The sequence below is a fragment of the Streptomyces sp. NPDC000983 genome (assembly GCF_040299205.1).
Taxonomy (GTDB): Bacteria; Actinomycetota; Actinomycetes; order Streptomycetales; family Streptomycetaceae; genus Streptomyces.
On sequence record NZ_JBEPBM010000082.1, the window covers coordinates 1 to 12,943 of the forward strand.

Genomic DNA, 12,943 nt, shown 5'->3' on the forward strand with positions numbered 1-12,943 from the left:
GGGGTGTTCGCCCGGACTTCGTGATGGGGCATTCGGTCGGGGAGTTGGTCGCTGCGTATGTGGCGGGGGTGTTCTCGCTGGGGGATGCCTGTCGTTTGGTGGCGGCGCGCGGGAGTTTGATGCAGGCGCTGCCTTTGGGCGGGGCGATGCTCTCGGTCCAGGCTGCTTTGGCGGACGTCGAAGATGTGCTGGGCTCGGTGGATGTGGCAGCCGTGAATGGGCCCACATCTGTTGTTCTTTCGGGTCCCGAGGCTGAAATCGAGGCCGTGCGTGTGCAGTTGACTGCTGTCGGGGTGAAGACTCGAAGGCTTACGGTTTCCCACGCCTTCCATTCCTCGCTCATGGAGCCGATGCTCGCCGAGTTCGAGCAGGTCGCGGCGGGCATTGAGTTCTCCGAGCCGCAGATTCCGGTGGTCTCGAATGTGTCGGGGCGGCTGGCGGGGGAGGAGTTGTGCACGCCCGCGTATTGGGTGCGGCACATCCGGCAGACCGTCCGTTTCGCCGACGGTGTCAGCTGGCTGGCCGATGCGGGCGTGACGAAGTTCCTTGAGTTGGGTCCGGACGCGACGCTGACCGCGATGGCCGCGGAGTGCGTGGAAGGGCTCTTCGTTCCGACAACCCGCCGCGATCACGACGAGGTCGAGACGTTCACGTCGGCCGTGTCCCGCCTCTGGGCCGGCGGAGTCGACGTCGACTGGCCCGCCCTCTTCGCCGACCGCCATCCCCGCCGTGTCGACCTGCCCACCTACGCCTTCCAACGCGACCGTTACTGGCTCCAGGTAGGCAGCGGTGCCGGTGATCCCGGTGGGCTGGGGCTCGGTGAGGTCGGGCATCCGTTGCTGGGGGCGGCCGTCAGTGTCGCTGCCGACGGCGGGGTCATGCTGACCGGCCGACTCTCGACGCGTACCCAGCCCTGGCTGGCCGACCACGCCGTCGCGGGCACGGTCCTCTTCCCCGGTACCGGCTTCGTGGAGCTGGCGGCCCGGGCGGGGGACGAGGTGGGCTGCGGGAGCGTCCACGAACTGACGCTCCAGGCACCGCTGGTCCTCGACGGGCGGGACGGGGCCGGGGTGCAGGTCCAGGTCGTTGTCGGGGTTGCCGATGAGGGCGAGGGGCGGCGTTCGCTGGCCGTGTACTCCCGTGCGGAGGGTTCGGACGCCGCGTGGACCCTCCATGCGGAGGGCGTCCTGGGGGCCGTATCACCGGATGCGGCTTCAGCCACCGCCGACCTCACCGCGTGGCCCCCTGCCGATGCCGAGCCCGTCGACGTGTCCGGCTTCTACGACCGGGCCGAGGCCGCCGGCTACGGCTACGGGCCCGCCTTCCAGGGCATGACCGCCGCCTGGCGCCGGGGAGACCAAGTCTTCGCCGAGATCGCACTCCCGGAAGCCACGCGTGCCGAGGCCACCGAATACGGCCTGCACCCGGCCCTCCTGGACGCCGCACTGCACCCGCTCGGCGTGCTCGCGGACGCCGAGGACCACACCATCCAAGTCCCCTTCTCCTGGCGGGACATCACCCTCCACGCGTCCGGAGCCGACCAGGTCCGCGTCGCCCTCACCCCCGGTGCGGACGGTACGTCCCCGACGGTCACCGTCGCCGACACCACCGGCAGCCCCGTACTCACCGCCGCCTCCCTCACCCTGCGCCCCCTCGCCCCCGAACAGCTCCCGGCCGCGCCCGCCCACCGGGACCGCCTCTTCCGCCTCGACTGGGCGCCCTTCGACACGGCCGTTCCCGAGGACGTCCACGAAGAGGCGTGGGCGGTCCTGGGCGCCGACCCGCTGGCCCTCGCCGCCGGCCTTCAGTACGCCGGTACGACCCTGTCCGCGTACACGGACCTGTCCGCCCTCACCGCCGTCCTCGACGCCGGCGTACCCGCGCCCCCCGTCGCCCTGATGTCCTGCGCCGCTCCCGAGGGGGCCTCGGCCGCGCCGGACGGGGAGGCCGTACTGGACGCCGTCCGGCGCACCCTCGCCACCCTGCGCGAGTGGCTCGCCGAGCCCCGGCTGACCGAGACCCGGCTCGTCGTCGTCACCGCGGGCGCCGTCGCCACCCGCACCGGGGAGGACGTCACCGACCTGGTGCACGCGCCGCTCTGGGGTCTGCTGCGCACCGCCCAGAACGAACACCCCGACCGTTTCCTCCTGGTGGACGCCACACCGGACACGGACCCCGAGCTGCTGGCCGAGACCGTACGGTCCGCGCTCGCCGCGGGAGAACCGCAGGCCGCCCTGCGCGGAGAACAGGCCCTCGTCCCGCGCCTCGCCCGCCGAGTCCCGTCCCGCACCTCGGACGCGGCCCGCGCGACCGCGTGGCGGGACACCGAGGCGACCCGCGCGACCGCGTGGCGGGACACCGAGGCGACCCGCGCGACCCCGAGGCGGCGCCCGGACGCGGCTGACACGATCCCGTGGCGCCCGGACTCGGACGACACGACCCCGTGGCGCACGGACGGCACCGTGCTCATCACCGGCGGCACCGGAACCCTCGGCACCCTCGTCGCCCGCCACCTCGCCGGGGAACACGGCGTCCGGCGCCTCCTGCTCACCAGCCGCACCGGCGCCGACTCGCCCGGAGCCCAGGCACTCGTGGCCGATCTGGCCAGGCTAGGAGCCGACGCCGACGTCATCGCCTGCGACGTCGCCGACGCCGGCGAACTGGCCGCCCTCTTCGACAAGATCCCCGCCGAACACCCGCTGACCGCCGTCGTCCACGCCGCCGGAGTCATCGACGACGCCGTCCTGTCGGCCCTCACCCCCGGACAGTTGGAGACCGTGCTCCGCCCCAAGGCGGACGCGGCCCTCACCCTGCACCAGCTCACCCGTGACCTCGACCTGTCGGCCTTCGTCCTGTTCTCCTCCACCGCGAGCGTCTTCGGCAGCCCGGGCCAGGCCAACTACGCCGCCGCCAACGCCTTCCTCGACGCCCTCGCCCACCACCGCCGCGCCCACGGCCTGCCCGCCACCTCAGTCGCCTGGGGACTGTGGGGCGAGGCCAGCGGCATGACCGGCCGCCTCGACCCGGCCGACCTGGACCGCCTCACCCGCTCCGGCCTCGCCCCGCTTTCCTCCCCGGTGGCCCTCGGACTCCTCGACTCGGCCGGCACCGGCGACGACGCCCTGTACGTCGCCGTGGAACTCACCATGGCCACCCTCCGCCGCAACGCCCAGGCCGGCATGGTGCCGCCCGTCCTCACCGGCATCGTCCCCACCCAGCCGCGCCGCGCCTCCGCCCGGGCCACGGACGGAGCCGCCACCCTCGCCGAGCGCCTCGCGGGCAAGGACGCCAAGGAACGCACCGCCTACTTCCTGGAACTCGTACGCGGCCATGTCACCGACGTGCTCGCGCACGGTGGCTCCGCCACCCTCGACGCCGACCGCGACTTCTCCGACCTGGGCTTCGACAGCCTCACCGCCGTCGAACTGCGCAACCGGCTGGGCGGCGCCACCGGACTGCGGCTGCCCACCAGCCTCGTCTTCGACTACCCGAGCCCCCGGGCGCTTGCCGCCCACCTGAACAGCCGGCTCGCCCCCGAGGACACCGACCGCACCACCGTCCTGGGCGACCTGGAACGACTGGAAGCCGCGCTCGCCACCGAAACACCCTCCGCCGAGGGCCGGACCGCGCTGCTCAAACGCCTCCGGTCACTGGTCTGGCGGCTGGAGGACACACCCCCCGACGACGCTCCCGCCGAACAGGACGCTGCCACCCCCGGAACACCGCAGGAGCCGTCCGCCTCGCTCGACGAAGCCACCGACGACGAGATGTTCGCCCTGATCAACAAGGAACTCGGCCTCGGCTGACCACCCCCTCCTCCGCCCGCCCCGAACCTCTCCTGGAGACGAAGGCAGATGTCCGGCAACGAAGCCAAGCTCCGCGAGTACCTCAAGCTGGTCACCGCCGATCTCCAGGAGACCCGGCAGCGCCTCCAGCGGACCGAGGCCAAGAGCCGCGAACCCATCGCGATCGTCGGCCTGGCCTGCCGCTTCCCCGGCGGCGTCGACTCGGCCGAGGGCCTGTGGCGACTCGTGGCGGAGGGCGGCGACGGGATCACCCCCTTCCCGGTCAACCGCGGCTGGGACGAGGACCTGTACGACCCCGACCCGGACACACACGGCAAGAGCTACGTCGTCGAAGGCGGCTTCCTGCACGACGCCGACCTCTTCGACGCCGAGTTCTTCGGCATCTCGCCCCGCGAGGCCCTCGCCATGGACCCCCAGCAGCGACTGCTCCTGGAGACGGGCTGGGAGGCGTTCGAACACGCCGGGATCGCCCCCGGCTCGCTCCGCGGCAGCCGGACCGGCGTCTTCGTCGGGGCCTCCGGCTTCGGCTACCTCACCGACATGCTGCACGTTCCGGAGCAGGTCAGCGGCTTCTCCCTGACCGGCAACGCCACCAGTGTGCTCACCGGACGGCTCGCCTACACCCTCGGCCTGGAGGGCCCGGCGGTCACCGTCGACACGGCCTGCTCCTCCTCCCTGGTCGCGCTGCACCTGGCGGTGCAGGCCCTGCGCAGCGGAGAGTGCGACCTAGCCCTCGCGGGCGGAGTCACCGTCATGCCGAGCCCCGGCGTCTTCGTCGAGTTCAGCCGACAGCGCGGTCTGTCGGCGGACGGCCGCTGCAAGCCGTTCGCGGCGGCGGCCGACGGCACGGGCTGGTCGGAGGGGATCGGCGTCCTCGCGGTGGAGCGTCTCTCCGACGCCCAGGCCAAGGGCCACCAGGTCCTCGCCGTCGTACGAGGCTCCGCGGTCAACCAGGACGGCGCCTCCAACGGCCTCACCGCACCCAACGGCCCCTCCCAACAGCGCGTCATCCAGGCGGCGTTGGAGAACGCCCGCCTCACGGCAGCCGAGGTTGACGCGGTGGAGGCCCACGGCACCGGCACCACCCTCGGCGACCCGATCGAGGCACACGCGCTGCTCGCGATCTACGGCCAGGAACGGTCCGCCGACCAGCCGCTGTGGCTGGGCTCGGTGAAGTCCAACATCGGGCACACGCAGGCCGCCGCGGGCGTGGCAGGCGTCATCAAGATGGTGATGGCCCTTCGGAAGGGCACGCTCCCGCGCACCCTCCACATCGACGAACCGACCCCGCACGTCGACTGGAGCGCGGGCGACGTCCGGCTTCTCACCGAAGGGCGGGAGTGGCAGCGGAACGACCACCCGCGTCGGGCGGCGGTCTCGTCCTTCGGTATCTCCGGGACGAACGCGCACGTGATCCTGGAGGAGGCGGAGTCGGGGGCGGCGCCGCTGGTGGTCTCCGGTTCCGGTGCGTTGTCGGGTTCGTCGGTGGTGCCGTGGTTGGTGTCGGGGCGTTCAGCGGAGGCGCTGGCTGCGCAGGCGGGTCGGCTTGTGGGGGTGGCCGGGGCGCCGGTGGATGTGGGGTGGGGGCTGTGGTCCTCGCGTTCTGCCCTGGAGCATCGGGGTGTGGTGTGGGGGCGGGAGTCAGCCGAACTGAGCGCTGGGCTGGCGGCTTTGGCCTCCGGGAGTGTGTCGGCTCAGGCTGTTTCCGGGGTTGTGTCGGGTGCTGGTGGGCCGGTGTTGGTGTTTCCGGGGCAGGGGTCGCAGTGGGTGGGGATGGGGCGGGGGTTGTTGGAGTCCTCGCCGGTGTTCGCCTCACGGATCGCGGAGTGCGAGGCCGCCCTGGGGCCCTTCGTGGATTGGTCGTTGAGTGGCGTGCTGCGTGGTGATGACGACGCCTGGTTGCGGCGGGTTGATGTGGTGCAGCCGGTGTTGTGGGCGGTGATGGTGTCGCTGGCCGCGCTGTGGGAGTCCCTCGGCGTGGAACCGGCTGCGGTGATTGGTCATTCGCAGGGGGAGATCGCTGCGGCGGCGGTGGTCGGTGCGCTGAGTTTGGAGGATGCGGCGCGGGTGGTGGCGCTGCGTTCGGCGGCTGTGCGGGATGAACTGGCTGGTCGTGGTGGCATGTTGTCGCTTGCGGCGGGTCCGGAGCGGGTGTCGGAGTGGGCGGAGCCGTACGGGGACCGGGTGTCGATCGCCGTCTACAACGGTCCGGATGCCACGGTCGTCGCCGGTGACCCGGAGGCGCTGGATGAGATCGCGGCGGTGGTCGAGGCGGCCGGGGTACGGGCCCGTCGCGTCCCCGTGGACTACGCCTCCCACTCCGCACAGGTGGAGGACATCCGGGACCGGCTCCTCGACGCTCTCGCCCCTGTGCAGCCCCGCCCCTCCCGCATACCCCTGATCTCGACGGTGACCGGCGAGCCCCTGGACACCGCAACGATGGACGCGACCTACTGGTACGAGGGTCTGCATCAGCCGGTCCGCTTCACCGACGCCATCCAAGTGGCCCTGAACCAGGGGCATTCCCGTCTGATCGAGGTGTCCGCGCACCCCGTCCTGACGACCGCCGTGCAGGCCATCGCGGAAGCCGTGGAGACTCCGCTCACCGTCGTCGGAACTCTGCGCCGGGACGAGGACGAGAACACCCGAGTCATCGCCAGCGTGGCCGAACTGTGGGTCCAGGGCGCCGACATCGACTGGTCGGCCGTATACGCGGGCCGCTCCGTCGAACGCGTCGACCTCCCCACCTACGCCTTCCAGCGGGAGCGCTACTGGCTGGAGGCGTCCGGCACCACCGGCGATCCCGCAGAGCTGGGCCTGGGCGCCACCGGCCACCCCCTCCTCGGCGTCTCGGTGAGCCTCGCCGCCGATGGGGGACTGATTCTGACCGGCAGGATCAGCACGCGCGCCCACCCCTGGCTCGCCGACCACGCCGTCGCCGGCACCGTCCTCCTCCCCGGCACCGCGTTCGTCGAACTCGCCATCCGGGCCGGTGACGAGGTCGGCTGCGGCCACCTCACCGAACTCACCCTCCAGGCACCCCTCGTCCTCCCGGAGGACACCGGTGTGCAGGTCCAGGTCGTCCTGGCCGCGCCCGACGAGGCCGGCGACCGAGCACTGACGATCCACGCCCGCCGCGACGGCGCCGGGACTGGCACAGGCACGCGCACCGGCGCACCGTGGACCCTCCACGCCGAAGGACTGCTCTCGCCGCCCTCCAGCACCGGCGACCGCCCCTCGCCCGACCTCACGGTCTGGCCTCCTCCCGGCGCCGAAGCCGTGGACGTACGGGACTTCTACGCCGAGGCCGAAGCGGCCGGATACGGCTACGGCCCCGCCTTCCGGGGCCTGCGTGCGGCCTGGCTGGCCGGTGACACGGTGTACGCCGAACTGGCGCTGCCCGAGGATCAGCACGCGGACGCCGCCCGCTACGGCATCCACCCGGCGCTGCTCGACGCGGCGCTCCAGGCGATCGGCGTCGGCCGGTTCGCCGCGGATGACGAACCGGGCACGCTCAGGCTGCCGTTCGCCTGGTCCGGGGTGGAGCTGACGGCGGTCGGAGCGTCGGCCGCCCGGGTGCGGATCGCACCCACGGCGGAGGACGCCCTGAGCATTCAGGTCGCCGACGCGACCGGCGCCCCCGTCGCCGCCGTGGACTCGCTGGTCCTGCGGTCCGTACGCCCCGAGCAGGTCGTGGCAGCGGAGACGGCCGTCAACGACGGGCTTTTCAGGCTCAATTGGACATCCGTGCCCGTCGCCGTGCCCGATGCCGTCGAATCCTGGGCGGTCGTCGGGGAGGACGCTGCCGGGCTGGCCGCCGCCGTACAGGTCGCCGGCCTGGCGGTGGACTCGTACGCGGACCTGGGCGGACTGCTGGCCGTGGCGGAGAGCGGTGTGCCGGCTCCCGGGACCGTGCTCTGGGCGCCGCCGACCGCACCCTCCGGGGATCTGGCGCGGGACGCGGAGTCGGTGACGGCCGCACTGCTCGCCCTCCTCCAGAAGTGGCTGGCCGCCGACGCCCTCGCCGACTCCCGCCTCGCCGTCGTCACTCGGGGTGCCGTGGCCGCCGGGGCCGACGACGACGTCACGGACCTGTCCGCGGCAGCGCTGTGGGGGCTCGTCCGTACCGCCCAGACGGAGGCCCCGGGACGCTTCCTGCTGGTCGACCTCGATCCCGCCGGGGAGACCGGCGGGCAGTCAGCCGAGAAGCCCGCCGGGCAGTACGCCGAGCACTCCGCCGACGAGGTCGCGGACGCCGTCGCCACGGCGCTCGCCGCGGACGAGTCGCAGGTCGCCGTCCGTGGCGGTCGGGTGCTGGCACCCCGGCTGACCCCGGCCGACACGGGCGGTGCGCTGGTGCCCCCGGCCGGGGAACGGGCCTGGCGGCTGGACACGGCCGCATCCGGCACCCTGGAGGGGCTGCGGCTGCTGCCGGCCCCGCGAGCCACGGCGGACCTGGCGCCGGGTGAGATCCGGATCGGGGTCCGCGCCACGGGCGTGAACTTCCGCGACGTGCTGATCGGCCTCGGAATGGTCCCCGGGCAGACCGTGATGGGCAGCGAGTGCGCGGGCGTCGTGCTCGAAGTGGGGGCGGACGTCATCCGCTTCGCCCCCGGTGACCGGGTCGTGGGTCTGGTCGACGGCGGCTTCGGCCCGCTGGCCGTGGCGGACGCCCGCATGCTGGCGCCGGTGCCCGAGGGCTGGTCGTACGAGCAGGCGGCCTCAGTCCCGGTCGCCTACCTGACCGCGTACTACGGCCTCGTCGACCTCGCCCGCATCCAGGAGGGCGACACGGTCCTCGTCCATGCGGGCGCCGGTGGGGTCGGCATGGCCGCGATCCAGCTCGCCCGCCACTTCGGTGCGAGGGTTCTGGCCACCGCCAGTCCGGGCAAGTGGGACGCGCTGCGGGGTCTGGGCCTGTCGGACGCCGAGATCGCCTCCTCCCGGGACCTCGACTTCCGGGAGAGGTTCCTGACGGTGACCGGGGGTGCGGGAGTGGACATCGTCCTCAACTCCCTTGCCAGGGAGTACGTCGACGCCTCCCTCGACCTGCTGCCACGAGGCGGACGGTTCCTGGAGATGGGAAAGACCGACAAGCGGGACCCGCTGCAGGTGGCGGGCGACCACGCGGGCGTCGACTACCGGGCGTACGACCTGAAGGAGGCCGGAGCCGACCGCTGCGGGGAGATGCTGGCCGAGGTGCTGGCACTGTTCGAGCGGGGCGTACTGCGGCACATGCCGATCACCGCATGGGACGTCCGCCGCGGTCCGGAGGCGTTCCGGCACATCAGCCAGGCGAAGCACACCGGGAAGGTCGTCCTCACCAACCCGCCCGCGCTGGACCCGAACGGCACGGTCCTGATCACCGGCGGCACCGGAACCCTCGGCGGGCTGCTCGCCCGCCACCTGGTCACCGACCACGGCGTACGGCACCTGCTGCTCACCGGCCGAAAGGGCCCCGAAGCCCTGGGAGCCTCCGAACTCGTCACCGAACTTCGTGAGTTGGGTGCCGTCGTGGAGGTCGCCGCCTGTGACGCCGCCGACCGGGGCCGGCTCGCCGCCCTCCTCGACGGCCGCAACCTCACCGGTGTCGTCCACGCGGCGGGAGTCCTCGCCGACGGCGTGCTGACCTCCCTCACCCCGGACCGGCTCGCCGCGGTGTGGCGACCCAAGGCCGACGCGGCCCTCAACCTGCACGAACTGACCCGCGACGCCGACCTCGCCCTGTTCGTCCTGTACTCCTCCGCGTCCGGTGTCCTCGGCGCCCCCGGCCAGGCCAACTACGCCGCCGCCAACACCTTCCTCGACGCCCTCGCCCAACACCGCCGAGCCCGCGGCCTGCCCGCCACCTCGCTGGCCTGGGGCCTGTGGGAGCAGGCCAGCGCCATGACCGGGCACCTCGCCGAGGGCGACATCGACCGGGTCGCGCGCAGCGGCTTCGTCCCCCTCACCGACGAGCACGGCATCGCCCTCTTCGACGCCGCGGCCAGGCGTGACGGCGCCCACTTCGTCGCCACCGAACTCGACACCGCCGCCCTGCGCCACGCGGTCGCGGGCAAGCCCGTACCGCCCCTGCTGCGCGGCATCGTGCGCGCCACCGCCCGCCGAACGGCCGACGCCGGCGACACCCACCGCGCCGGGACGCTCGCCGCACAGGTCACGAGGCTCTCACCCGCCGAACGGCAGCGCTTCCTGCTGGACCTGGTCCGCTCCCATGCCGCCGCGGTACTCGGCCACGCCGACCCCGGCGCCGTCGACGCCGAACGGCCTTTCAAGGAGCTCGGGTTCGACTCCCTCACCGCAGTCGAACTGCGCAACCGCGTCAACGCGGCCACCGGCCTGCGCCTCCCGGCCGCGCTCACCTTCGACCACCCCACCCCGGCCGCCGTCGCCCGCCTCGTGGCCGGCGAACTGGTCGGCGCACTGTCCGGCGAACTGTCCGGTGAACCCGGCAGCGCCTCGGGAGGGACGACAGCCGTCGCCCACGGCGGTCCGGCGGACGAACCCATCGCCATCGTCGGCATGGCCTGCCGCTTCCCCGGCGACGTCGAATCCCCCGAGGACCTGTGGCGACTCGTCGGCGAGGCCCGCGACGCGGTCGGGGCCTTCCCCGAGAACCGCGGCTGGGACATGGACTCCCTCTACGACGCCGACCCCGACGCCCGCGGCAAGACCTACATGCGCGGCGCCGGACTGATGGCCGACATCGCCGGATTCGACGCCGGCTTCTTCGCCATCTCCCCACGCGAGGCCCTCGCCATGGACCCGCAGCAACGCCTCGCACTGGAGGTCTCCTGGGAGACCGTCGAGCGGGCCGGCCTCGACCCGGCCTCCCTGCGCGGCAGCCAGACCGGGGTCTTCGTCGGCGCACTCAACTCCGAGTACCTGTCCCGCCTCGACACCGTCCCCGACGACGTCGAGGGCTTCCTCGGCACCGGCAACATGCTCAGCGTCACCTCCGGCCGCGTCGCGTACCAACTCGGCCTGGAGGGACCGGCGGTCACCGTCGACACCGCCTGCTCCTCCTCCCTGGTCGCCCTGCACATGGCCGTCCGGTCCCTGCGCTCCGGAGAGTGCGACCTGGCCCTCGCCGGAGGAGTCACCGTCGTCTGCTCCCCGGCCGGATTCGTCGAGATGAGCCGACAGCGCGGGCTCTCCGTGGACGGCCGCTGCCGCGCCTTCTCCGCCGACGCCGACGGCTTCGGCCCCGCGGAGGGCGTCGGCATGCTGCTCGTCGAGCGGCTCTCGGACGCACGAGCCAAGGGGCACCGGGTACTGGCGGTCGTACGGGGTTCCGCGGTCAATCAGGACGGTGCTTCCAACGGTCTGACCGCGCCGAACGGTCCGTCGCAGCAGCGGGTGATCCGGCAGGCCCTCGCCAACTCCGGGGTCGCCGCCGGTGAGGTGGACGTGGTCGAGGCCCACGGCACGGGCACCACCCTGGGCGACCCCATCGAGGCCGCCGCCCTGCTGGCCACCTACGGGCAGGGGCGGGAGGCCGAACGGCCCTTGTGGCTGGGGTCGGTGAAGTCGAACGTCGGCCACACGCAGGCCGCGGCCGGTGTCGCGGGCGTCATCAAGATGGTGATGGCCATGCGGGCAGGGGTCCTCCCGCGCACCCTCCACGCCGACGAACCGAGCCCCCACGTGGACTGGGCGGCGGGCGGCGTACAACTGCTCACGGAGGAGCGGGAGTGGGCCGCGAACGGCCACCCGCGCCGCGCGGGTGTCTCGTCCTTCGGCATCTCGGGGACGAACGCGCACGTGATCCTGGAGGAGGCGGAGGACGCCGGGGCGGCCCCCGTGACGGTCTCCGGTTCCGGTGGGCTGTCGGGGTCGGCGGTGGTGCCGTGGTTGGTGTCGGGGCGGTCGGCGGAGGCCTTGGCCGCTCAGGCCGGGCGGTTGACCGGTGCGTTAGGTGCGCCGGTGGACGTGGGCTGGCAGCTGCTTTCGGGGCGGGCGGCTCTGGAGCATCGGGGTGTGGTGTGGGGGCGTGAGGCGGCGGAACTGAAGGCTGGGCTTGAGGCGCTGGCCTCGGGTGGGGTTTCGGCTCAGGCTGTTTCCGGGGTTGTTTCGGGGTCCGGTGGGCCGGTGTTGGTGTTTCCGGGGCAGGGGTCGCAGTGGGTGGGGATGGGGCGGGGGTTGTTGGAGTCCTCGCCGGTGTTCGCCTCACGGATCGCGGAGTGCGAGGCGGCTCTCGCGCCGTTCGTGGAGTGGTCGCTCACTGATGTGCTGCGTGGTGATGACGACGTTTGGTTGCAGCGGGTTGATGTCGTCCAGCCGGTGTTGTGGGCGGTGATGGTGTCGCTGGCCGCGCTGTGGGAGTCGCTGGGCGTGGAACCGTCTGCGGTGATTGGTCATTCGCAGGGTGAGATCGCGGCTGCGGCGGTGGTGGGTGCGCTGAGTTTGGAGGATGCGGCGCGGGTGGTGGCGCTGCGATCAGCCGCAGTACGGGATGAACTGGCCGGTCGTGGTGGCATGTTGTCGCTGGCGACTGGTCCGGAGCAGGCGTCGGAGTGGGTGAGTTCGTACGGGGACCGGGTGTCGATCGCCGTCTACAACGGACCTGACGCCACCGTGGTGGCCGGTGATCCGGAGGCCCTGGATGAGATCGCGGCGGCAGCCGAAGCCGCTGGGGTGCGGGCCCGTCGCGTCCCCGTGGACTACGCCTCCCACTCCGCACAGGTGGAGGACATCCGGGACCGTCTGCTGGAGGCCTTGGCCCCCGTCCAACCCCGCCCCTCCCGCATTCCCCTGATCTCGACGGTGACGGGCGAGCCGCTGGACACCGCAACGATGGACGCGACGTACTGGTACGAGGGTCTGCGTCAGCCGGTCCGTTTCACTGACGCCGTGCAAGTGGCTCTGAACCAGGGGCATTCCCGTCTGATCGAGGTGTCCGCGCACCCCGTCCTGACCATCGCTGTCCAGGCCATCGCCGAAGCCGACGCGAGGCCCGTCACCGTCGTGGGCACCCTGCGCCGGGACGAGGACGAGAGCACCCGAGTCATCGCGAGCGCGGCCGAACTCTGGGTCCAGGGCGCCGACATCGACTGGTCGGCCGTATACGCGGGCCGTGCCGTCGAACGCGTCGACCTCCCCACCTACGCCTTCCAGCACCACCGCTACTGGCTGGA

At 72.7% G+C, this 12,943-nt stretch carries 2 protein-coding genes; both read left to right on the forward strand.

Annotation, left to right across the window (positions count from 1 at the left end; all coding sequences use genetic code 11):
* Positions 1-3,806, forward strand: a 3,806-nt coding sequence (locus ABT296_RS37670) for a type I polyketide synthase (protein WP_351934518.1), incomplete at its 5' end; no start/stop codon positions are given.
* Positions 3,807-3,854: 48 nt separating this feature from the next.
* Positions 3,855-12,943 (forward strand): beta-ketoacyl synthase N-terminal-like domain-containing protein (locus ABT296_RS37675; RefSeq protein WP_351934520.1); only part of this gene is annotated, 9,089 nt, incomplete at its 3' end.